This window comes from Neorhizobium galegae, assembly GCF_017877055.1.
Classification (GTDB): Bacteria; Pseudomonadota; Alphaproteobacteria; order Rhizobiales; family Rhizobiaceae; genus Neorhizobium; species Neorhizobium galegae_D.
Genome location: NZ_JAGIPG010000001.1, coordinates 1,882,571 through 1,905,579, shown reverse-complemented (window position 1 = coordinate 1,905,579; position 23,009 = coordinate 1,882,571). Strand labels below are relative to the sequence as shown.

General features: G+C 62.5%; 18 protein-coding genes, 2 pseudogenes and 1 riboswitch. Of the genes and pseudogenes, 13 read left to right on the top strand and 7 right to left on the bottom strand.

Annotated features, from left to right (window positions below):
- The first annotated feature begins 7 nt into the window (after positions 1 to 7).
- Together J2857_RS08935 and bluB are read left to right on the top strand one after the other, a co-directional pair.
- The gene (locus tag J2857_RS08935; protein ID WP_210010094.1) at positions 8 to 838 is read left to right on the top strand and encodes a TolB family protein; all 831 of its coding nucleotides are present in this window, start codon (positions 8 to 10) and stop codon (positions 836 to 838) included.
- Positions 839 to 865: 27 nt separating this feature from the next.
- Positions 866 to 1,055: riboswitch (cobalamin riboswitch) on the top strand.
- 81 nt (positions 1,056 to 1,136) lie between these two features.
- Positions 1,137 to 1,823, top strand: coding sequence for a 5,6-dimethylbenzimidazole synthase (gene bluB / locus J2857_RS08930; RefSeq protein ID WP_210009740.1), 687 nt, complete (start codon positions 1,137 to 1,139; stop codon positions 1,821 to 1,823).
- On the opposite strand, the gene J2857_RS08925 is transcribed toward bluB, so the two are convergent.
- Both J2857_RS08925 and J2857_RS08920 read right to left on the bottom strand, forming a co-directional pair.
- Complete coding sequence (locus J2857_RS08925) at positions 1,824 to 2,504, bottom strand: hypothetical protein (RefSeq protein WP_210009739.1); 681 nt, start codon at positions 2,502 to 2,504, stop codon at positions 1,824 to 1,826. It abuts the gene before it with no gap.
- Between the two features lie 152 nt (positions 2,505 to 2,656).
- Complete coding sequence (locus J2857_RS08920) at positions 2,657 to 4,984, bottom strand: NADP-dependent malic enzyme (RefSeq protein WP_210009738.1); 2,328 nt, start codon at positions 4,982 to 4,984, stop codon at positions 2,657 to 2,659.
- Between the two features lie 233 nt (positions 4,985 to 5,217).
- Between J2857_RS08920 and J2857_RS08915 the strand changes: the two genes are divergently transcribed.
- Positions 5,218 to 6,021 carry a UDP-2,3-diacylglucosamine diphosphatase gene (locus J2857_RS08915; protein WP_210010093.1) on the top strand — a complete coding sequence of 268 codons (804 nt, stop codon included), beginning with the start codon at positions 5,218 to 5,220 and terminating at the stop codon, positions 6,019 to 6,021.
- Positions 6,022 to 6,126: 105 nt separating this feature from the next.
- A complete protein-coding gene (locus J2857_RS08910) occupies positions 6,127 to 7,314 on the top strand; it encodes an MFS transporter (protein ID WP_306869655.1) in 1,188 nt (395 codons plus the stop codon).
- On the opposite strand, the gene dgcA is transcribed toward J2857_RS08910, so the two are convergent.
- On the bottom strand, positions 7,284 to 8,267 hold the full coding sequence (gene dgcA / locus J2857_RS08905) for an N-acetyl-D-Glu racemase DgcA (RefSeq protein ID WP_210009737.1): 984 nt from the start codon (positions 8,265 to 8,267) through the stop codon (positions 7,284 to 7,286). The genes J2857_RS08910 and dgcA overlap by 31 nt on opposite strands.
- A 153-nt stretch (positions 8,268 to 8,420) precedes the next feature.
- Between dgcA and J2857_RS08900 the strand changes: the two genes are divergently transcribed.
- Genes J2857_RS08900 through J2857_RS08885 form a run of 4 tightly spaced genes read left to right on the top strand, consistent with a single transcriptional unit; the run spans position 8,421 to position 12,407 of the window.
- Positions 8,421 to 9,530, top strand: coding sequence for an ABC transporter permease (locus J2857_RS08900; protein WP_210010091.1), 1,110 nt, complete (start codon positions 8,421 to 8,423; stop codon positions 9,528 to 9,530).
- Entirely contained in the window at positions 9,530 to 10,375 is an 846-nt protein-coding gene (locus J2857_RS08895; protein WP_210009736.1) for an ABC transporter ATP-binding protein, read from the top strand. Before J2857_RS08900 ends, J2857_RS08895 begins: the two co-directional genes overlap by 1 nt.
- 8 nt (positions 10,376 to 10,383) lie before the next feature.
- Positions 10,384 to 11,754: an MlaD family protein gene (locus J2857_RS08890; RefSeq protein ID WP_210009735.1), complete on the top strand. Its 1,371-nt coding sequence runs from the start codon at positions 10,384 to 10,386 to the stop codon at positions 11,752 to 11,754.
- A gap of 35 nt (positions 11,755 to 11,789) precedes the next feature.
- A complete protein-coding gene (locus tag J2857_RS08885; protein ID WP_210009734.1) occupies positions 11,790 to 12,407 on the top strand; it encodes an ABC-type transport auxiliary lipoprotein family protein in 618 nt (205 codons plus the stop codon).
- Between the two features lie 5 nt (positions 12,408 to 12,412).
- Here J2857_RS08885 and J2857_RS30890 read toward each other — a convergent pair.
- Positions 12,413 to 12,571 (bottom strand): annotated as a pseudogene (locus J2857_RS30890) (IS5/IS1182 family transposase); the annotation flags it as partial.
- A 38-nt stretch (positions 12,572 to 12,609) separates the two neighbouring features.
- Positions 12,610 to 12,687, bottom strand: a pseudogene (locus J2857_RS08880) (IS5/IS1182 family transposase); the annotation flags it as partial.
- Positions 12,688 to 12,896: 209 nt separating this feature from the next.
- Between J2857_RS08880 and J2857_RS08875 the strand changes: the two are divergent.
- The 3 genes from J2857_RS08875 to J2857_RS31375 all read left to right on the top strand — a co-directional run bounded on the left by J2857_RS08875 (position 12,897) and on the right by J2857_RS31375 (position 14,034).
- Positions 12,897 to 13,547 (top strand): LysE family translocator, encoded by a 651-nt coding sequence (locus J2857_RS08875; protein WP_210010090.1) that lies wholly within the window; start codon positions 12,897 to 12,899, stop codon positions 13,545 to 13,547.
- A 161-nt stretch (positions 13,548 to 13,708) separates the two neighbouring features.
- Complete coding sequence (locus J2857_RS31380; RefSeq protein ID WP_306869667.1) at positions 13,709 to 13,888, top strand: hypothetical protein; 180 nt, start codon at positions 13,709 to 13,711, stop codon at positions 13,886 to 13,888.
- Positions 13,885 to 14,034: a hypothetical protein gene (locus tag J2857_RS31375; RefSeq protein WP_348635667.1), complete on the top strand. Its 150-nt coding sequence runs from the start codon at positions 13,885 to 13,887 to the stop codon at positions 14,032 to 14,034. Before J2857_RS31380 ends, J2857_RS31375 begins: the two co-directional genes overlap by 4 nt.
- 225 nt (positions 14,035 to 14,259) lie before the next feature.
- Here the strand turns inward: J2857_RS31375 and J2857_RS08865 are convergent, their stop codons facing one another.
- Positions 14,260 to 20,637: a hypothetical protein gene (locus J2857_RS08865; RefSeq protein WP_210009733.1), complete on the bottom strand. Its 6,378-nt coding sequence runs from the start codon at positions 20,635 to 20,637 to the stop codon at positions 14,260 to 14,262.
- Between the two features lie 479 nt (positions 20,638 to 21,116).
- Between J2857_RS08865 and J2857_RS08860 the strand changes: the two genes are divergently transcribed.
- Positions 21,117 to 21,485 carry an Hpt domain-containing protein gene (locus tag J2857_RS08860; RefSeq protein ID WP_373426810.1) on the top strand — a complete coding sequence of 123 codons (369 nt, stop codon included), beginning with the start codon at positions 21,117 to 21,119 and terminating at the stop codon, positions 21,483 to 21,485.
- A gap of 142 nt (positions 21,486 to 21,627) precedes the next feature.
- A complete protein-coding gene (locus J2857_RS08855; protein WP_210009731.1) occupies positions 21,628 to 21,948 on the top strand; it encodes a 2Fe-2S iron-sulfur cluster-binding protein in 321 nt (106 codons plus the stop codon).
- Positions 21,949 to 22,362: 414 nt separating this feature from the next.
- Here the strand turns inward: J2857_RS08855 and J2857_RS08850 are convergent, their stop codons facing one another.
- A complete protein-coding gene (locus J2857_RS08850) occupies positions 22,363 to 22,983 on the bottom strand; it encodes a DUF922 domain-containing Zn-dependent protease (RefSeq protein WP_210009730.1) in 621 nt (206 codons plus the stop codon).
- Positions 22,984 to 23,009 lie beyond the last annotated feature (26 nt).

The following is a 23,009-nucleotide window of genomic DNA, read 5'->3' as shown; positions in this document are numbered from 1 at the left end:
CATGGCCCTGCGCAGCTCGGTCGAGATCTTCAATATTCGAACGAGGACGATGCGGGTGGTCTGGCAGACGGAAGCCCTGTTCGAGGCGCCCAACTGGTCGCCCGACGGGCGTTACCTGATGCTGAACAGCGATGGCCTCATCTATCGGCTGTCTCCGGACGGTGACGGCGGGCCTGAAATGGTCGATACCGGCTTCGCCCGGCAATGCAACAACGACCACGGCATTTCGCCGGACGGTTCGCTGATCGCCATTTCCGACAAGGTAGAGTTCGGCAAATCGGCGATCTATGTCTTGCCTGCCGAAGGCGGTGCGCCAAGTCTGGTAACCCGGAAGCTGCCCTCCTACTGGCATGGCTGGTCACCCAACGGAAAAAGCTTCGCCTATTGCGGCATCCGGGGCGACGACTTCGACATCTATACGATCGGCATCGAGGGCGGCGAAGAGACGCGGCTGACATTCGCCGAGGGCCGCAATGACGGGCCGGACTATTCGCCGGATGGCGCCTGGATCTATTTCAATTCCAGCCGCACCGGACGGATGCAGATCTGGCGCGTTCCGGCCGCCGGCGGCCCTGCCGAGCGGATCACCGACAGCGTTTACGGCGACTGGTTTCCGCATCCGTCACCGAAGGGTGACAAGATCGTCTTCGTCTCCTACGACGCCGATGTCTTCGACCATCCGCGCGACTTGAATGTCCGCGTCCGGCTGATGGACATGGACGGCGGCAATGTCGAGACGCTGTTCGATCTCTTCGGCGGGCAGGGCACGATGAACTCGCCCAACTGGTCACCTAGCGGTGATGAATTTGCCTATGTGCGCTATTTCCCCGTCGCATGAGCACCTTGCGCCGAGGATGGCGTGAGGGCATAACCGATCCTGTCAGGTGCCGGCGACAAGCCGGAGAATCGGGAATCCGGGGTGGAACCGGAACGTGCCCAACGCTGTGAGGTGGACGCTCGGCCGCAGGATATGAAAGCCACTGGGAAACCGGGAAGGCGGCGGCGAGAGGCGGACGAAGCCAAGTCAGAAGACCGGCCTGACGAGATAGACCAGCCCGCGCGGACGGCGGAAAGGTTTCGGACCTCTCCTCGTCTCTGAAGGACAGGGTGAGCGACAGCATTGTTGGGGATAAACGATGCGACCTGATCCTTTCGCGCATGCCTTGCTGCCTGCCGGTGAATTTTCCAAGAGCGAACGTGCGGCCGTCTACCGGGCGATCGAGACCCGCCGCGACGTGCGCGACCAGTTTCTGCCCGATCCGCTGCCGGACGAACTGGTGATGCGGTTGCTCGGGGCCGCGCATGCCGCCCCCTCGGTCGGTTTCATGCAGCCCTGGAATTTCATCCTCATCCGCGATCGGGCGATACGGGAGGCCGCATGGACCGCCTTTTCGAGCGCCAATGACGAGGCGGTGGAAATGTTTGCCGAGGAAAACCGCGACTTGTACCGCAGCCTCAAGCTCGAAGGCATCCGCAAGGCGCCGCTGTCGATCTGCGTCACCTGTGATCCGGATCGCGCCGGCCCGGTCGTGCTCGGCCGTACCCACAATCCGCGCATGGACGCCTATTCGACCGTCTGCGCCGTGCAGAACTTGTGGCTCGCGGCAAGGGCGGAGGGCGTCGGCGTCGGCTGGGTCAGCATTTTTCGCGACGAGGACGTGCGCGGGCTGCTCGGTATTCCCGACCGCATCGAGATCGTCGCCTGGCTCTGCCTCGGTTATGTCGACCGGCTCTATGGCGAGCCGGAGCTGGCGCTCAAGGGCTGGCGCCAGCGCCTGACCCTGGACGAGCTAATCTTTCAGGACCGATGGGAGAACCGCTGACTATTGCTGCGGCTGCGGTCCTGCCGATTTCGGATTGGCGAGATCGATGCTCTCGTCGGGCAGGAAGGTCGGCCCGACGGTGCGCACCTTCTTGTTCGGATCGTAGGCTCGCTCCGGTGGCGGTGTGAGCACCGGCCGCTGGACTGCGGCCTGCGGCGGGCGCGTCTGCAGTTTGGTGATCCCGGAATAGGGCTCCTCCTGCCTGGGCAGTTCGATCCCCGGCACCTTTCGCCGGTCGTCGACCACAGGCGGAAGAGGCTCGAAAGAGGGGATGCAGCGCTGTTCGCGAATGGCGGCGAGAATGGCATTCCGCTCTTCCGAGGGCAGGATCATCTGCCGCGAGCTGTTCCGTTCCGCCGCCAGCGCATCGCGGCTCTGCTCCATTCTGTCCAGTGCATCCCGCATCTGGCCGCAGACCTCGGCATTCGGGCCACCCAGAACCACGACGCTGCCGTTGCCGCAGCCGGCCCGGCGCATGTCGATCCTGAGCTCGCGGATATCGGCATTGTATTCGCCAAGCTGCTGGGCGTAACTGCGCGCCGCAGACGTGTTGCCGATGATCTGCGGGCTGTTTCCGAGTTTCCGGTAAAGGGCTGCACAAACGGCAGGGTCCCCCGCCAGCGCTGCGGCCGGCAGAAGCAAGAGCGGTATGGTCAGCAGGCCGCGAAGCGGTATCGGCAATTCCGGCATCCTCTCCATGAGTGGGAGATGGCATCATGGAACGTGCCAGTTGACAATCTCATAAAGTGGCGATCACCACATACGAAAACAGATCTCAAGCACCGGGTGAGCCCCAAACGGGGCTCGCGCCTATGCATGGGATCGGTCACAACTTAAGATTGAGATTGCAGATTTGGCTGCGAGGCTTCTACGACGGCCAGCGCCGCCATGTTCACCACGCCGCGCGACGTGACCGAGGACGACAGGATATGCGCCGGCTGGGCGGCTCCCAGAAGAATGGGGCCGACATGCAGAGCGTCCGTCAGGTTGCGGACCAGACCGAGTGAGATATTTGCCGCGTCGAGGTTCGGGAAGACCAGCAGGTTGGCCTCGCCGGTCAGCGAGCTGTTCGGCATGGCCCGCTTGCGCAGCGTTTCTGACAGCGCCGAGCCGCCCTGCATTTCGCCGTCCACTTCCAGCTCCGGCGCCCGCTGACGTACAAGCTTCAGGGCGGTCCGCATCTTCTGAGCGCTTTCCGAATCGCGCGAACCAAAATTCGAATGGCAGATCAGCGCCGCTTTCGGGGTGATGCCGAAGCGGCGGATTTCCTCGGCCGCCAGAACGGTGATCTCGGCGATTTCCTGCGCGGACGGGTTGTAGTTGACGAAGGTGTCGGTGAAGAACATCGCGCCGCGCTGCGAGATCACCAGGCTGAGGCCCGAAAAGGCGCAGACGTCCGGCCGCTTGCCGATGATCTGGTTTACGTCGCTGAGGTGCTTGTCGTAACGGCCTTCGACGCCGCAGATCAACGCGTCCGCATCGCCGCGCTTGACCGCGAGCGCGCCGATCACGGTATTGTTGGTGCGCACGATGGTGCGCGCCGCTTCCGGATTGATGCCTTCGCGGCCGACCAACGCGAAATATTCGTCGACATAGTCGCGATAGCGCGGATCGTCTTCCGGGTTGACCACGGCGAAATCGACATTCGGGCGGATGCGGATGCCGAAACGGGCAAGCCGCGCCTCGATGACCGAAGGGCGGCCGATCAGGATCGGGGTCGCCGTCTTCTCCTCGAGCAGAACCTGGGCGGCGCGCAAGACGCGCTCGTCTTCACCTTCGGAGAAGATTACGCGGTTCTTTTCGGAAACCTTGGCAGCGCTGAAGATCGGTTTCATGACGAAGCCGGAGCGCCAGACAAAGCGGTTCAACTGATCGAGATAGGCCTCGAAATCATGGATCGGCCGCGAGGCGACGCCGGTCTCGGCGGCGGCTTTGGCAACCGCCGGAGCAATGCGCAGGATGAGGCGCGGATCGAAGGGCGAGGGGATGAGGTAGTCGGCGCCGAAGATCGGCGTCTCGCCGGAATAGGCGCGAGCGGCAACGTCGGAGACTTCCTCGCGGGCAAGCGCTGCGATTGCCTTGACCGCCGCCATCTTCATTTCCTCGTTGATCGTCCGGGCGCCGCAATCGAGCGCACCGCGGAAGATATAGGGGAAACACAGCACGTTGTTGACCTGGTTCGGGAAGTCCGAACGGCCGGTGCAGATCATCGCGTCGGGACGGGCGGCTCGGGCAAGCTCGGGCATGATTTCCGGTGTCGGATTGGCGAGCGCCATGATCAGCGGCTTTTCGGCCATCTGTGCCAGCAGTTCTGGCTTCAGCACGCCGGCGGCGGAGAGGCCAAGAAACACGTCGGCGCCGCCGATGCTGTCGGCAAGGACACGCTTTTCGGACTTCTGGGCGTAGATTTCCTTCCACTCGTCCATCAGCGTGTTGCGCCCGTCATAGACGAGGCCTTCGATGTCGTGGACCCAGATGTTCTCCTTCTTCGCGCCGAGCGAGACGAGGAGATGCAGGCAGGCGAGCGCGGCAGCACCCGCGCCTGACGTGACGATCTTGACGTCGGCGATGTTCTTGCCCGCGAGCTCCAGACCGTTCAAGACGGCGGCTGCGACGATGATCGCCGTGCCGTGCTGGTCGTCGTGGAAGACCGGGATGTTCATTTTTTCGCGCAGCCGGCGCTCGACTTCGAAACATTCCGGCGACTTGATATCTTCGAGGTTGATGCCGCCGAAGGTCGGCTCGAGCGCCGAGACGGTCGAGACCATCGCCTCGATGCCGGGCGCGTCGATCTCGATGTCGAAAACGTCGATGCCGGCGAATTTCTTGAAGAGGACGGCCTTGCCTTCCATGACGGGCTTGGAAGCCAGTGGCCCGATATTGCCGAGCCCCAGGACGGCCGAGCCGTTGGAGACGACGGCGACGAGGTTGGCGCGGGCGGTATAGTCCGCGGCCATATCCGGATTGTCGCGAATCGCGAGACATGGGGCTGCGACGCCCGGGGAATAGGCAAGCGCCAGGTCGCGCTGGTTGCCGAGCGGCTTGGTTGCCTGAATCTCCAGCTTGCCGGGCCGCGGGTAGCGGTGGAAGAACAGCGCCTGCTCGTCGAGATCGCCGCTGACCGGCATGGTCGGCGCCTTCGGTTTGTCCTGCGCGTTCATGTTTCCTCCTGGCTTGCTTGTTCTGTCTTTGAGGGGTCGAAAGGAGAGACCTCTCCTTACATCAATCGATCGGCAGCGACAGCAGCTAATTTGGGGTGATGGCGGAAATTGGAACATGGCCGATCGGAGCGCCGGGACGGGCTTTTCCCGGCCTTTGTCATCATCCTGAAACACGAGTCTGGTTTTGAAGCCACCAGAAGCGGCAGCGAAAGGACGACTTCGTGACCGGTGAGATGGATACAAGGCATTTCAGAACGCTCTTCATTTCGGACGTTCATCTGGGCTCCAAGGCGGCCCGAACGGATTTTCTCCTGGGTTTCCTGCGTTATCACGAAGCGGAGACCATTTTCCTGGTCGGCGACATCGTCGACGGCTGGCGGCTGAAGCGCAACTGGTACTGGCCGCAGGGCTGCAACGACGTGGTCCAGAAGCTGCTGCGCAAGGCGCGCAAGGGCACCCGCATCGTCTACATCCCCGGCAACCACGACGAATTCCTGCGCTCCTTCCCGGGCACCCATTTCGGCGGCATCGAAGTCGCCGAGCGCGAAATCTACGAAATGGCCGACGGCAAGAAATACCTGATCCTGCACGGCGACGAATTCGACGTCGTGGTTCGCAACGCCCGCCTGCTCGCCTATCTCGGCGACTGGGCCTATGACGCGGCGATCGTCATCAATATCGGCCTTGCCGCCATCCGCCGCCGCCTCGGCATGCCCTACTGGTCCTTCTCCGCCTGGGCCAAGCTGCAGGTCAAGCATGCCGTCAATTTCATCGGCGAATTCCAGCGGGTCGTCGCCGACGAAGCCCGCCGCAACAATGTCGACGGCGTCATCTGCGGCCATATCCATCACGCCGTCATGGAAGACATCGACGGCATCCACTACGTCAATACCGGCGACTGGGTGGAAAGCTGCACGGCGATTGCCGAGAATTTCGACGGCACGCTGGAGATGATCTCGTGGCAAAACATCGCCGCCACGGCGGAGATCAAGTCCTTGCCGGCGCCGCAATCCGTCGAGGACATGCAGGCCGCCTGAGCGGTCTGCGACAGACGGGCCGGTCTGAGGGCTATATCTTGCCATAGGCAGGCACAAGGGTGTGTGTTAGGTAAGCTGAAACTTCAGCAACCCACCCGTGAAATCGTGATTCCCTTAAATACGGCGCAAACAGCGCCCCGGTTCTTCCAGTTGCGCTGTGCGATCGCCTATGGGGCGCCGCTCGGGGTGAATGGCGTGATTCTGCCCTATCTGCCCGTCTGGCTGGACGGGCTGGCCTTCACCGAATTCGAAATCGGCATCGTTCTCGCCGCCCAGCTTTTCCTGCGCGTCGCCGCGGCCCCTGTTGCCGGCCTGCTTGCAGACCGCATGACGGAACGCACCCTGATGCTCGCCTGGTCCGGCGCGCTGTCGTTGCTGACGGCATTCGCCATGTTCTTCACCCGCGACTTCTGGCCGGTTCTCATCGTCGTCGCGGTTCAGGCGGCGGTTTTCGCGCCCTATGCGCCAATCGTCGAATCGATCGCCGTGAGCGGGGTCCGGCGCTGGGGTTTCCAATATGGCTCGATGCGGGTGTGGGGGTCGGTCGGCTTCGTGGCCGTGGTGCTCTTCGTCGGCGAGCTCCTCGGCTTCTGGGGTTTCCAGGCTGTACCGTCGGCGATAGCGGTCGGTTTTCTTCTGACCGTCGCCGTTGCGTTCGCGGCTCCCAGGCTCGGCCGGGCGGTTGCAAGGCCGGACCCGGACAGGGTGCCTCTGCCGAGCTCGCTGAAAAGGCTCGACCTGCATGTGCTGATGATCGGAGCGTCGGTGGCGCAGGCAGGGCACGGCATGTTCTATACGTTCGGCACCATACACTGGCAGCAGATCGGTTTTTCGAGCGGCTCGATCGGCGTCCTGTGGAGCGCGGCCGTCGTGTCGGAGATCGTCGTCTTCTTCGCAGCGGGCTGGATCGCCAGACGGATCTCGCCCTGGACGCTGATGCGGATCGGTTGTGCCGTCGCGGTGGTCCGCTGGACGCTGTTTCCGATGCCGCTGGATTTCTGGGGATATCTGGCGCTGCAGGCCACCCATGCCTTCACCTTCGCCTTCATCCATATCGGCATCCAGCACCGGCTGGTCGAGGCGGTGCGCGAAGACCAGGAAGCTTCGATGCAGGGCGCCTATGTCTTCTACAACGGCGTCTTTCTTGCGCTTGCGACGATGCTTTCCGGGGTACTCTACCGCCAGTTCGGCCTGACGAGCTATGTGGCGATGTCTGTCCTGGCGCTGCTTGGCCTGTCGATCATCGCGCTTGCTGCAAGACTTCAGCCCCAGAGGGTCGCTTCCGGCGGATAGACGAGCGACCCCTCGTAACGCAGCCCGTCCGGCCGGTCGCGGGAAAGCAGCAGCGGCCCGTCGAGATCCGCATAGTCGGCATCCTGGGCAAGCAGCACGGCCGGCGCCATGGCGAGCGAAGAGCCGACCATGCAGCCGATCATCACGGCAAATCCGAGCCGCTGTGCTTCCGCCTTCATCGCCAGCGCTTCGGTTAGACCGCCGGTCTTGTCGAGCTTGATGTTGACTGCGTCATAACGGTCGCGAAGGCTTGCCAGGTCCTCCGTGGCATGCACGCTTTCATCGGCGCAGACCGAAACGAGGCGGCGGATCCGGCCAAGCGCCGCATCCCGGCCGGCCGGCAATGGCTGTTCGATCAACGAGACATTGGTTTCGGCGGCAATCGCCATGTGGTGGGCGAGGTTTTCCTCGGTCCACCCTTCGTTTGCATCGACGATGATCCGCGCGGCCGGCGCGGCGTCACGAACAGCCCTCAGCCGCGCCTCGTCATTGTCCGTTCCGAGCTTGATCTTGAGAAGCGGTCGGTAGGCATTCCGGACCGCCTCCGCTGCCATGACCTCCGGTTCGCCGAGTGACAGCGTGAAGGCGGTAACGAAGGGTTTGCGGCTGGTGGCGCCGATCACATCGGCAACACGCTGCCCGCTCAGCTTCGCCTCGAGGTCCCAGAGAGCGCAATCGACGGCGTTTCGCGCGGCACCCGGTGGCATCCGTCTCTGCAGCTCTGCGCGTGTCAAACCGGCGCGGATTGCGTCCGCGATGTCCGCGATATCCTCCATCACACCGTTGAGGCTTTCGCCATAGCGCTTGTAAGGCACGCATTCGCCGCGGCCGGAAAAGCCGTTCTCGCTGACGGTGCAGGTGATGACCTCGGCTTCGGTCTTGGAGCCGCGGGAGATCGTGAAGGAACCGGAGATCGGAAACGCCTCTATTGTGGCTTCGAGGTGACGGCTCATGGTTTTACGCGTCCCGTTGTGGCAAATCCCTATGACGCAGCTATATTGCCGGTCTCGAAAGTGCGATCAACCGCATCGTATTGAAACTCCTGACAAGCTTAAGCGCGAAAGAAACACGTGACGTTCCAGCCAGCCGAAATCAAGGCCGAAAATATGCCCGGCGACGGCGGTGAACGGTATGTATTGGCCGGCGAATGGCGCGGCCCGACGATAGCACCTGTGCTCAAGGAGTTCGAGCGGTTCGAACATGCCGCAAACCGGGGCAAGGTGGAGATTGATCTGTCCGGTATCACCGGCGTCGATACGGCCGGCGCCTGGCTCATCCGCCGGCTGATGACCGCCAAGGCTGGGCAGGGCGCAGAAGCGGCCCTGGTGGGCGGCGAAGGCCCGATCCGGGAGCTGATCGGCGTCCTGCCGGAACACGTTCCCGCGCCGCCTGCGGACGGCGCAAACAAGGGAAACCTGTTCGAACGCCTGTTTGCGCCGGTCGGCGAAGTGATGGTCTCGCTCGGCGGCGATTTCTACGCAGCCATGCATATTCTCGGCTCGGCGGTCCGCGGCGCTCAGATGAAGCTCGGCCGCGGCGCCGGCGTCTCGCCGGCATCCGTCGTCACCCATATCGACCGCATGGGCGTGCGTGCGGTCCCGATCATCGTGCTGATGTCTTTCCTGATCGGTGCGATCATCGCCCAGCAGGGCGCCTTCCAGCTCCGGTATTTCGGCGCCGAGATCTTTGTCGTCGATCTGGTCGGCATTCTGCAGCTTCGCGAGATCGGCGTGCTTCTGACGGCGATCATGATCGCCGGCCGTTCGGGCAGTGCCATCACCGCCGAGATCGGTTCGATGAAAATGCGCGAGGAGATCGATGCATTGACGGTGATCGGCCTCAATCCGATCGGGGTCCTGATCTTCCCGCGCCTGGTGGCCCTGACCGTCGCCTTGCCGCTTCTGACGATCATCGCCAACTTTTCGGCCCTGTTCGGGGCGGCCGTCGTCGCTCTTGCCTATTCCGGCATCACCTTCGATACCTATCTGTCGCGCCTTCATGAGGCGATCGACCATACCTCCGTCGCCTCGGGCATGATCAAGGCGCCGTTCATGGCGCTGGCGATCGGCATCGTTGCCGCCGTCGAGGGCATGAAGGTCGGCGGCAGCGCCGAATCGCTTGGCCAGCATGTCACCACCTCGGTGGTAAAATCGATCTTCGCCGTCATCTTCATGGATGCGATGTTCGCCCTTTTTTATTCCGCAATCGATTTCTGATGGAGAACGGTTTGGAAGAGGTGCCGCAGACCGCGATCAGGGACAAGTCGAATGGCCGGCAGGTGGTGCTGTCGGTCCGCGACCTGACGGTCGGCTTCGGAGAAAAGCTGGTGCTCGACCACCTGAACCTGGACATCTATCGTGGCGAGATCCTGGGATTCGTCGGCGCGTCCGGCACCGGAAAATCGGTGCTGATGCGCACCGTCCTCGGCCTGCTGCCGCACCGTTCCGGCACGATCCACATTCTCGGCGCCGACTACGACACTGTCGCGGAAGACGAGCGCATGGCGCTCGACACGCGGCTTGGCGTACTCTTCCAGCACGGAGCGCTGTTCTCGGCCCTGACGGTGAAGGAAAACATCCAGCTGCCGATGCGCGAATATCTCGATCTGCCGCAGTCGCTGATGGACGAACTCGCCTACCTGAAGATCGAGATGGTCGGTCTGCCACCCGATGCGGCCGACAAGTATCCGTCCGAACTGTCCGGCGGCATGATCAAGCGCGCTGCACTTGCACGTGCCCTGGCGCTCGATCCGGACCTCGTTTTCCTCGATGAGCCGACCTCCGGCCTCGACCCGATCGGCGCTGCCGATTTCGACGCGCTGATCGCCAGGCTGCGCGATACGCTGGGCTTGACCGTCTACATGGTGACACACGACCTCGATAGTCTTTTCTCGGTCTGCGACAGAATTGCTGTGCTCGGAGAGAAACGGGTCTTGGTCGAGGGTACGCTTGAGGATATGTTTGCCTGTGACGATCCATGGGTACAGTCCTATTTCCGCGGCAAGCGGGCGCGGTCAGTCGTGGTCCAAGAAAAGCAGCCTGCGGCAGAAGTAGAAGAGTGACGTAATCCATGGAAACCAGAGCCAACTACGCCATTGTCGGTTTCTTCACCTTGCTGGTGATCGCTGCCGCTTTCGGCTTCGTCTACTGGATGGCGCAATCCGGCCGCGGCGGACCGACGGCCGAACTGGCGATCCGCATCCCGGGCTCGGCGAACGGATTGTCGGTTGGCTCTCCGGTTCGCTTCAACGGTATTCCGGTCGGTTCGGTGCGCAGCCTCACGATCGACCCGGACGATCCCCGTTATTCGATCGCATTCACGGAAGTGCGAGCTGATGCGCCTGTCTATCAGTCCACCCAGGCCGCACTCGAAGTGCAGGGCCTGACGGGGGCTGCCTATATCGAGCTTTCGGGCGGTGCCAAGGGCGAGGAGAACATCCTCCAGAAATCGATCGAGAACGGCCGTCCGGCCGTGCTGATCGCCGAGCAATCGAGCGTCACCAACCTGCTCGCCACCGCCGACAAGATCCTCGACCGTGCAGACGCGGCGATTGGCGATATCCAGGGCTTTGTCGCCGATGCGCGAGGTCCGCTGACCCAGACCATCCGCAATGTGGAAACCTTCACCTCGGCGCTCGCCCAGAATTCAGACAGTATCGACAAGTTCCTGAACAGCCTGTCGACGCTCTCGGGGACGATCGACCGGGTCTCCGGAACGCTGAACTCCACCCTGGCCGCGGCCGAACGGCTGGTGAAGGCGATCGACGCGGAAAAGATCAACGCTGTCGTTTCCAATACCGAGCGCGCCACCCGCAATATCGCCATTGCCTCGGATAAATTCGACGACGTGGTGACCAATGTCAGGAATGCTGCCGCCAACTTCGAAAAAGTGGGTTCCGACGCCCAGACCCTTATGAGGCGCGCAGATGGCGTACTGAGCGCGGTCAATACCGATCAGGTCGCGACGACGATCCGCAATATTACCGCCGCTTCCGAGGATGCCCGCCAGACCATCGGTTCGGCCCGAAGCGTGGTCGACAATTTCGCGCATCGCAAGGACGATATAGACCGCGCGATCGGCGATTTCACCGATCTGGCCAAAAAGCTCAACGACGCTTCGAGCCGTGTCGACGGCATTCTGGCCAAGGTGGACGGGCTTGTTTCGAGCGACGACTCGCAAGGCCTGTTCGCCGAGGCGCGCAAGACGCTGGAATCCTTCCGCACCGTCGCCGACAACATCAACGCGCGGGTCGGACCGATCGCCGACAACCTCTCGCGCTTTTCGGCAAGCGGCCTGAGGGACATACAGACGCTGGTCAACGACGCGCGCCGCACGGTGCAGTCGCTCGACCAGACGATCACCAATTTCGACCAGAATCCGCAGCGGCTGATCTTCGGCGGCGAGACGGTGAAGGAATATGACGGCAGGACGCGGCGGTAAGCTGGGCGTTTTCAGTGTTTGACAGTGGGGTTTTAATGACCGGTTCGGAGTTCCTGATGCGACGTGCGGCGACCCGCGCCTCGGCTCTGCTTGCCTTGCCGCTGATTGCGGCTCTGGTGAGCGGCTGCGGCAGCAAGGCGAACAACGACACGTTCGATCTGTCGATCACGCCGTCCGGCCAGGGCGTCTCCGCCCGCAACCGACAGATCCTCGTGCCCGAACCGACGGCGCTGAAATTGCTGAACAGTGAACAGGTCGTGGTGCGCGTCTCGCCGTCCGAAATCCAGTATCTTGCGGATTCCCGCTGGGGCGACCGGCTTCCGGCCCTCGTCCAGTCGAAGCTGGTCGAAGCCTTCGAAAACTCCGGCCGCCTCGGCGGCGTCGGTAAGCCGGGGCAGGGTCTTGCGATCGACTATCAGGTCGTGACGGATATCCGTGCCTTCGAGGTCACCGCCGGTAGCCCGCGTCTCGCCAACGTCGAAATCTCGGCAAAAATCCTCAACGACCGCAACGGCACGGTGCGCGCCCAGAGCGTGTTCAAGGCGACCGCCCCAGTCTCCGGCGCCGAGAACCGCGATTTCATCGAGGCGCTGGATCGCGCTTTCGCAAAGGTCGGCGCCCAGATCGTCGACTGGTCGCTGAAATCGATGTGATAAGCGGCCGTGGTATCATAAGCGCGGAGCCACAACTGTAACGAGGCCAGTTGAACCATGGGAGGAAGTTGACGGCGAGCTTGTCGTATCGGGTAACGACGTGGCGGAAGTGCTCCAGCGTGGAGACAGCGCTCAATGAAGTTGGGCTCGCGGTAGAGGCGTTGTCAGCCAGCGCGATCGTACGTTGGCTGAGGTGGTTGAGCGGCACACCTCTTGGCTTGTTGGTTAAAAGCGGCTCGATCACGCGCCATTCAAAATCTGTCAGGTCATATTGGCTCATGGTGAGTCCTGAATCAGAATCCGGCGCGATGTGAAAGCATCCAAGCAGCCAGTCGGCAGACAGCCCCAATAAGGTCGCCGACAGCAGAAGTTCACGAAGCTGAAAGTCCCATCTTGCAATAGCTGTCGGTGACAACACCGCAGGCTTATCTAGCCTTGGACGCAGCTCAATGTTATCGCTACGGTAATAGGAGTTGGAGCAAGACAATCATGGATTTGGCAATTCCCAGTGCAGCCAATCTCGGCCTGTTCGTCAGCGCCACGCTGGTGCTGCTTCTCGTGCCGGGACCGGCAGTCCTTTACATCTTCGCGCGCTCGGTCGAGCAGGGCCGTTCTGCCGGCCTCGTTTCAATCCTTGGCATCCACACGGCCACACTTGTTCACGTCGTTGCCGCCGCTGTGGGGTTGTCGGCGCTCCTGGCATCGTCTGCGCTGGCCTTCAGCGTAGTGAAGTATGCTGGCGCGGCCTACCTGATCTGGCTTGGCCTCAAGAAGCTCTTCGGCCCCTCGGACATTCCCGGCGTCGAGAGCGACTTGCCAGTGCGCAGCCGCATGCGCCTCTTTCGCGAGGGCTTTATAGTCAACCTCCTCAATCCAAAAACAGCGCTGTTCTTTCTGGCTTTCCTGCCGCAGTTCGTTGAGGTCGACCGTGGCCACGTGGCGATGCAGATCGCTTTTCTCGGGATTCTCTACACGGTGATTGGTATTCTGACGGATAGCACCTATGCACTTGCTGCCGGCACGGCCGGCAACTGGCTGAAGCGCAGTCCCGTCTACCTCAAGGCTGAACGCTGGGTCAGTGGTTTCGTCTACATCGGCCTTGGCTTGACGGCCGCTTTTGCGGGCAATCAAAAGAAATAAACCGCCTGGGTTCCCCGGGCGTCGCACCACCTAGCAGGGCGGGTTCGGATCAGCCGCCTTACCGTCGCGATATGCGTCGACCGGCACCTTCGAACCGTCGCCCCGTTGTCCGTTACCCGTTGTCCGTTGCCCCGTCGCCCCGAAAAGGTGGTGTTGAAGCCATGGATGATTACACCCGGACGATGATCGTCCTGGACCGCGGCGTCTCGCGCTTCCAGTTCCGGGCCGATGCGCTGATCTGGTCCCACCGGCATATTCTGATCCACCGGGCCGTCAACGATCCCTTCTGGGCCTTGCCCGGCGGACGTGTCGAATTTCATGAGGACCGCTCCGCTTCGTGATCGAAAATTTCTTTGAGCTCGGCGGTCGGAAAACCCATGAGATCGGCTTCTATTTCGAGGCGGAACTTTCGCGGCCGCTGGCATTCGACGACCACGGGATCGTCCATCGCAGCCGTGACGGTGACGCAGATCTGGAGTTTCGGTGAGTGCTGCCGACGCGGGATGATCTGAATGCGTTCGACCTGAAGCCCCGGCCTCTCCGTGGCCTTATCAACACGATGCCGCAGGGAGCGAAGCATATCGTTCACCCGGATGAGGCGAGCGCCTGAACTCGGCGAGACCAGCAACTCAAGTTCTGAATTTTTTACAGATCTTAATAAAAAAGCCGCCCCGAAAGGCGGCCTTTTGTCTTCGTATGTCAGAGCCGGCTCTTAGTTGAACCGGCCGGCGGCGTGGGCCAGCATCGTGTAGACCTTGCCCGTATCCGAGGTGAGGTAGCTTTGGGTGACTGTCTTGTCGCGGTCGGTGCGGGCGACGTCGGCGAGCAGCTTTTCGAAATCGGCGATATAGCGGTCGACGGCGGTGCGGAATTCCGGTTCGCGGTCGTACTTGCGCTTGATCTCGTCGAAGGTCTGCTGACCCTTCAGCGTGTAGAGGCGACGGGTGAAGACGTCACGCTCGCCGCGCTGGTAACGCCGCCACAGGTCGACCGATGCGTCATGATCGATGGCCCGGGCGATATCGACCGACAGCGAATTCAGCGATTCCACCATGTGGCGCGGGTTGCGGTTGTCACCGTTGCCACGCGGGGCTGGGGCCGGTTCGGCGGCACGCGGTGCCTGCTGTGGCTGCTGACGGGGTGCCGCCGGGGTATCCGTCACCTCGTCGCGCGATGCGCCGCGCAACAGGTCGCTGATCCAGCCGCCGTCGGTGCCGCGCGGCTCCGGTGAACGGGGAACGGGCGCCTGCCGATCGAGCGGCAGCGTTCCGCGCAGCGCGTTTCCAGCATACGGATCGTTGCGGGGTGCGGGCGGAGCCGGCTGCGGGATGGCTGCTGCAGCAGGCTGAGGACGGGCAGGGGCCGGCTGCGGAGCGGGAGCCGGCGCCTGGCGCGGTGCCGAAGCTTCGGAGATCTCGAAGTTCTGGGTCGAGCGGCCGACCAGCGCCGAGATATCCTGCAGTGCCTTGATCTGCTCGGCGACGGCACGCCGCATGGCGGCGGCGCTTTCCTTGGCTTCTTCCGGCAGGTCGAACGCGCCGCGCTTGAGTTCGGTGCGGGTCGTATCCAGCTCGCGACGGATATCCTGCGCCGACCGGCGGATTTCGTCGGTCGCGCCGGCAAAGCGGTTAATGGCTTCCTCGACCGATTCCCTGAGCGTATCGCGCAGCTGTTCCGCGGCACTGCCGGAGCGGGTTGTGGCATCCGACAGCAGCTGCTCGACGTCGCTCAGCGACTGCGAGATGCTGCCGCGCATCCGCTCGGAAAGATCGCGGGTGCGCCTCTCGGCGTCCGACAGCGTCGTCTCGATGGCGTGGTTGGCATCGCTGCCGGCGCTGATCAGCGCTTCACGCATAGCATCGGCTGTCACTTCGGCGCGATGCTGGGTTTCCCCGAGCGTCCGGCCGATATCGGCAAACGAGGCGTGCAGGCTTTCGCGAAGCCGTGACCCGACCTGCAGCGAACGTTCTTCCGCCCGTTCGAAAGCGCCGTCGACGAGGGTCGTCAGGCTGCGCATCGTCGTCTCGATTTCCTCGGAACGCTTGACCAGGCCGGTCGACAGGATGCGAAGCGCGTTCTGGCGTTCGTCCAGCGTGCTGACGAGGTTGGACTGTGCTGCACCGAGGAGCTCGGATGCTTCGACAAGCACCCTTGAGTGGTCGTCGAAACGGCCCACGAGGCTGCTGACCTGCTCGAGCGTATTGCCGAAGACGTCCGACATCCGCCCGATATTGTCTTCGAGCATGCGGGTCGAGCCGGAAACGATATCAGCGGAGTTGGTTGCCGACTGGACGAACCGGTTGGCCGTGACGCTGAGCTTGCGGTCGGCTTCCGAAAGGTGATGGGCGACGGCATCGGCGGTACTGCCGAGTTCCTTCGCTGTCTCATGGACCATCGCGGAAATGTTCGAATTGCTTTCGGCCAGCTTGTCGATGAGGCTGTTGACACTGAACGACAGGCCCTGTTCGACGTGACGCATGGTGCCGGCGGCACTTTCGGTCCGCTGGGTGATGGCGGCGAGCGTCTCGTTGGTCCGCGCGGCGATCGCATCGACGAGCGCGGAGTTCTCATTGCGGATGCGTGCCGTCGATTCTTCCGTGGCGGAAGAAAGCCGCGCGGTCGTCTCTTCTGCGGCAGAAGACAGCCGTGCCGTCGTTTCTTGCGCCACGGCCGAGAGCCGCTCCGCACCCTGCTGGGCAGCGGTCGTCATCTGCTCGATGGCGGTACGGCCAGTCGCGGCATATTCCTCGACCATCGGCTTTGCCTTTTCATCGAGAAGGCGTGCCAATTCAGCCGAGCGGCCGGCGAGCATGGAGTTCAGATCGCGGGCACGGGCATCGAGGGCCGTGTGGATGGCGTCGCCGCGGGCCGCGAGTGCGCGATCGACGGCGTCCATGGCGGTGTCGAGCTGGCTTGCGGTATCGGCGAGCGTGGTGCGGATGCCGTCGCCACGCGAGTCGAGCGCCTTCTGCGCCTCGTCAAGCGCCTCCGAGATTGCCGTCACCTGGCGTTTCACCAGGCTGTCGGCCTCCGCGACCTTGTGGACGATCGCATTGCCGGCTTCCGAGAAGGCAAGCGCTACGGTTGCCGCCTGGCCGGCAAGCCGGTTCTGGGTTTCCGAAATCCGGCCGACGATCTGGGTCGAACGTTCCTCGATCGCCCTGGTGAATTCGGCGTTGCGGTTAGTAAGTTCCTCGGTGAATTCCGCACCGGCACGCGCCAGCACTTCGGCGGAACGGGTGGCTTCGCTGTCCATGCTCTGGGCCGCGGCACCGACCGCTTCGCGCAATGTCGAGGCGAGGCCGACGGCCTTGCTTTCGATGGTCTTGGTGACGTTGTCGAGGCCGATCGTCAGCGCGCGGTCGATCGTGCCGAGGCGCTCCTCGATACGGGCGGTGCGGCCGTCCATGGTCTCGGTGATGCGGTCAGAGGCCTCGACGGCGACACGTTCCAGGTCGGCCGTGCGGTTGATGAGCGTTGCCGAGAGATTGCCGCCGGCTTCGTCGACCAGCTGGGCCGCTTCGAGAATCTCGCCCCGGATGCGGCCTTCGAGCCCGCCGAAGGTCGATTCGATGCGGCTGCCGGTTTCCTCGAGTGCCTCCTGGACACCGCCGACGGTTTGGCGGATGCGGTTGGAGAAGGCGTCGGCCGAGCGGCCGATCTCGCCGGCGGCATCGGAAAGCCTGACGGCGAGCGTACCGACATTGTCGCGCAGACGTTCTTCGAGAGACTGGCCTGCCGTATCGATCGCGTCGCGCAGAGCAGTCTGCTGGGTTTCGAGCGACATTTCCAGCATTCCGGCACTTGCCGCAATCGAAGTGCCGAGCGACGTCACCTGATCCTCCATCAGGGAGCCGATCTGGCTCTGTGCTTCGCCGAGCGTGCTGGCAATCGAGTGGGTACGCTCTTCGAGAGTGTCACGAATCTGCTCGTAGCCGGAACCGAGCGTCGTTTCGAGCTGCTGATGGCCAAGGCCGATGGTTGCGGCAATGCGCTCCTGCGTCGAGCCGAGCACGGCTTCGACGCGCTCCAGCCCGTCCGCCATGCCCGTTTCGAAACGCTGGGCGCCGGTTGCGAGCGCCGTTTCGATGCGGCTGCTTGCACCACCGACGGCCTGTTCGAGGCGTTCGCCGCCGCTTTCGAGGAGGCGTGCGAGCTCGGCCGTGCGGGTTTCGAGCGACAGGTCGAGATTGAGCTGATTGTCGGCATAGGCGTTGCGGATCGCTTCCGCCCGGTCCGCGAAGGATTGCTCGATGCGAACGTCGGCATCGATGAAGGTGTTGGCGATTGCCGTCGACTTTTCGTCCAGCATGCCGGCGAGGCGGTCTTCGCCGAGCGCGAAGGACGTGGCGATCTCCATCGACTTGTCGTCGAGGATTTCCGCGAGCTTCTCGCGGTTGACGCCAAGCGCCTCGTGGATCTCGGAGGTGCGGCGGGCGAGGTCGCCGCTCATACGCTGTTCGGTCTCCGTCAGCGCGCGGGTGATGGATTCCGACTTCTCGTCCAGCATGCCGGCGAGGCGATCTTCACCGAGCGCAAAGGACGTGGCGATTTCCATCGATTTGTCTTCGAGGATTTCCGAGATCCGCTCGCGATTGGCATCCAGCGACGACTGCATCTGGGAGGCGCGCCGACCCAGCTCGTCACCGAGCCGCTGTTCGCTGGCAGCGAGCGTGCGGGCGATGTGCTCCGATTTTTCGTCGAACATGCCGGCGAGCCGCTCCGGCGCGCCGGACATCAACGTCTCGATCGCACTGGACTTTTGGCTCAGCACCTCGGTCAGATGATCGTGGCTGCCGGAAAGGGCAGCGACGATGGCGCCGGAGCGAATTGCCAGGCTCTGTTCGAACTTGGCCTGGTTATCCGAAAGCGTGCCGAGCAGACTGCTGCTGCGCTCGGCGAGCGTTGCTTCGATGTTCTGATGTGCGCTCGCAAAACCGGCGTGAAGTTCGCCGGTGCCGGATGCAAACACGTCCTTGAGTTCATCGGTGCGCAGCGCAAGCGCGTCCTGAAGCTCGGTAGTGCGAGCGCCGATGACATCCTGAAGTTCGCCGCTGCCCGAAGCCAGTACGTTCTGAAGCTCGCCGGTGCGGGTGGTCAGCACGTCCTGGAGTTCGGTGGTCCGCGCTCCGAGCGTTTCGTGAAGTTCGCCGGTGCCCGCGGTAAGTACGGACTGGAGTTCGCCGGTGCGCGTTCCGAGTGCTTCCTGGAGCTCCTCGGTGCGAGAGACGAGAACGGACTGGAGTTCGCTCGTGCGTGTTCCGAGCACATCCCGGAGCTGGCTGGTCCGGGATCCGAGGACCTCTTGGAGTTCGCCGGTGTGTGTCGTGAGCGCGCCCTCGATCTCGGTAGCGCGGGAGGCCAGCGTATCCTGAATTTCAGTGCTGCGGGCCGACAATGCGTCGGACAGTTCGCGCGAGCGGCTTCCGAGCATAGCATCCAGCATTTCCTGGCCGGTGCCGAGCGTCGTCTCGAGTGCCAGCGACTGGTCGGTCAGCGAGGAACTGATGCGCTCGACGCTGGACGACAGGATGTTCTCGATCGCCTCCGAACCGCTTGCCACGGTCTCGTTGATGCGGGCGAGGCTGTCCATCAGCTTGCTGTCGAGCGTGCCGGCGCGCTGGTCGAAGGCGGAGGTGAATTGCGAGATGCTGTCGTCGAAGGTGGTGCTGAGCAGGCCGACGGTCGTCTGCAGGCGCTCTTCGAAGAAGCCGGAGCGCATGTCGAGGTCGAGGACAACGTCTTCGACCGTGCTTTGCAGGTTCTGGCGGAAAGACGAGCTCTTTTCTTCGAGCGAGCTGTTGAGAGCCGCAAGGATGCCGCCGAGCGAACCGGTGAGCGTCTGTTCGCTTTCGGCAAGTCCGTCGGTGATTTCCTTCGTGCGGGCCAGCAGCGTCTCGTTCAGCTGGCGGGTGCGGTCCGCAAGCGCTGCGTTGAGCTTTTCGGTATTGGCGTCGAGAGAAGAGGCGCGCGTCTGGAATTCGTTGAGAAGCGCCTGGCCGCGCTGCGAGAGCACGGTATTGATCGCCTCCATCCGCTCGTCGAACTCGTGGGCGAGCGCGAAGCCGGAGGAGTTGAGCGTCTGCAGCAGGTTTTCGGTCTTTGTCGTCAGCAGGCTGCCGAGTGCTTCGCCGGCCGCGTTGGACTTCTCCATCAGCGCCGCGCCGCGCGTCTCGATCATCGAGGCAAAGGCTTCGCCGGATGTCGCCAGGCGAATGGAGATTTCTTCGGTGGCGAGCGACAGCTCTTCCTTAAGCTGATCATGGGCTCCGACGATCGATGAGCGAATGCGCTCGGCGTGGTTGACGATCGCATCGCGTTCGGCGCCGAGTTCGTGGACAAGGCCGCGAACGCGCAATTCGTTGTCGGTGAAGCTCCGCTCCAGCGCATTCACTTCCGAATGGACCAGCGTCTCGAGTTCGGCGGCGCGGGCGATGGTGCGCTCGATGCCTTCGTTCATTGCCGAGACTTCGCGGCGCACGGCCTGGCCGACGCTCATGATGCGCTCGGAGGCGACGGTTTCCGGATCTGACAGGCGAAGTGCCACCTCGGCCATCGAACGGGCGGCGGTCCTCAGATCCTGGGCGCGGGCCATCATGATCGCGAAGGCGAAGAACAGCATGATGGGAACGAGGATGCAGACCGCCAGCGCGACGATGCCGGGAGCGGCAAGAACGCCTTCGACCGAGGTAATCTGCCAGAGCTGGTTGCCGTAGATCATCTGCCCGAGCGCTATGCCGCCGATTGCCCAGAGGATCGAGACAATCACCGCATTGCGGATGGACGAGCGCATCGCGCCGCCTTCCAGCGTCCGCAGGATCGCCGTCGAGCTACGCTTGCCCGCGTCGTTGGCGGGCTGGAATGTCGGAGATTTGGCAGCGGTTTCGGTGGCGGCCGATCTGTATGATTCGGCGGCATCGTCCTGGTACTGGGTCTGACGCGGTTTGTTAGTGTCTGACACTCTTGCCTCCGAGGCATGGGGCACTGATCTTTGGCGCGACTGATCATCGTTGAAGTTGATTTTTAGGGCATCTTCCAACGCCTGGAACGCCGTCTCATCGATCGACTCGCTGCTAGGGTTCTTTGCCATGCGGTTACGCCTCGTTACATACTCGCCCGGCAAATCCCATCTGACGCGCTGCCGCCCGCAGACCGACAGATGGAACGCTGCCTGCCGGAAACTCTCCACCCACAAAGCGGATTTCAAATTTCCTATTCATTTTCAAGTCGGATGGCCGTTCTTTCAAACGGATGATAATGAAAGCTTACCAACCTACCATCCGGGGCAAAAGGACGATATTCCTCGCCACCTTAGGCGTATTGTAGTGGCACATTCGGCCACCCTGCACAATTATGACGCCTGCCTTCGAACGATGCCGCGGAGTGTTGTTAACAGAATTTAAACCATGCGAAGATGCAAAAGTACTAAAATCCCGGGAGCTTAGCAGAAATTAACCATGCCGGAAGAATCCGGCCCAGATTGTGCCGGAATTTAACGGGATAGCTGCGATTGGCCCGCACAATTTGGGACATTATCAGAAGAACAACAGGGAAAACAGGTTCATGGCAATGGCAGCGGTCAGTATCGCGTTCGAAGCTCCAGAAACATTGAGGGGCGGTTGCCCTTCTCAGTCCCGTCCGATCGATCTCGTCCATCTCGCAACACAGACCATGGGCGACAAGAACCTGGAAGTCGAAGTGCTCCAGATGTTCGCGCGCCAGGCGCGCCGCGCCCTCCATGACATGGCGAACGCCGATACCGCCCTGGTCATGGCGGCCGCGCATCGCCTGAAGGGTGCTGCCGGTGCTGTCGGCGCTTTCAAGGTTTCGGCTGCTGCCGAGCGCGTCGAGGATAATGGCTCCGACGCCTCGTTGCGGGCGGCCGTCGCTGCCGCCGTCGTCGAGGCCGAAAACTTCATCAACAAGCTCTGCCGCTGAAGCGATTCGGCGAATCAGCTCCGCACGGCGCCGATGGAACAGCCGGCGGCGCCCGAAAATGTTGACTGCGTCGGGGTTTTATTGGAAGACAGCGCGCTTAAATAGTGTGCCCTGACCCTTCAACATCCCGGATTTCCCTATCATGACGAAACTGACCATCGTTGCCTTTGACGGAACGCGCTTCGATATCGAAGCCGAGCAAGGCTCCACCGTTATGGAGAATGCGGTTCGCAATTCCGTCCCCGGCATCGAGGCCGAATGCGGCGGCGCCTGCGCCTGCGCCACCTGTCATGTCTATGTCGACGAGGCGTGGACCGAAAAGGTCGGTCCGCCGGCGCCCATGGAGGAAGACATGCTCGACTTCGCCTTCGAGGTGAAGCCGAACTCGCGTCTTTCCTGTCAGATCAAGGTGAAGGCTGATCTCGACGGGCTCGTGGTCAACGTACCCGAGCGCCAAGCCTGATCGTGGCCTGATCGTCACTTTGCCGAAATACCTGTTTCTGGGCAAAAAAAAGCCTCGCTCCGCGAAAGCGGCAAGCGAGGCAAGGCGGGCGCATCACCAGCAGGGGAGGGAGGAAACACCTGCGGCTTGAAGACGCGCCAGGAGAACTAAAACACCGGAAACCAAACTCAGGAACACCTGAAACAACCGCGTCCGACACATCGGTTCGAAAACCGGAAAGGTACGCTGATCCTGCGGCTATCTACCTCATCTGCCTCGTTTTTCGAAGCGTTGGCAGGTAAGCTATGTCTTAGGTTGTATCCGATATTTCTATTTTAGACTATCACCATAAATCACCCGTCATTGACGAGGGATGATGCAAGCTCCGCAAAAGCCTGGGCGCGGTTGGTCGGGCTGCTTCACCCCAAAATCGGATCAATTGCCGGATCGCTTCAGGCGATACTGCAAGAGCCGAATCATCCGCGAGTCGAAATTGGCCGCCTCGATCTGGTCGAACCGCAGCTGCTCCCGGTCATGCGCCTCAAGAACACGGCGGGTCGTCTCCGCCACCTGTCTTTCCAGCGCATCGCAGGTTCTGTTGGCGGGGAGGCTGAGCAGTTCCCGTTCGAGTTGGCGCGCGTTGTTGCGGGCGATTTCCGCATGCCGCTCCTCGTGGCGCTTGATGTCCTTCGACAGCGTATCCCAGATGAAGCCGAGATCGGCCGTGGCACGGCCGCGATTGCCCCAGCGCGGCAGGATGATGTGGGTTCGAAGTGTCACCCGCGCCCCGCCGACCGAGCAGCGCCCGCTCTTTTCGACATAGGTGACGTCGCCGCCGAACTTGATTTCGGTGGCGCCGGGATGGCGATGGCCGGTGCCGCGGGTGAGGGGACCACGGTTCTCCAATTCCTTGTCGAGGTCCTCGGCCGTGCGGCCGCCGATCCGGAAATAGGAATAGGTCTTGTTGATGACCGGTTCTGCCATGGCCGTCGCAGGGATCACGCAGAGGAGAAGAAAGACACCGAAAAACCGGCGGACTCTGCGCATGGAGAACATTCTATGGCCTGCGACGTTGAACTTAT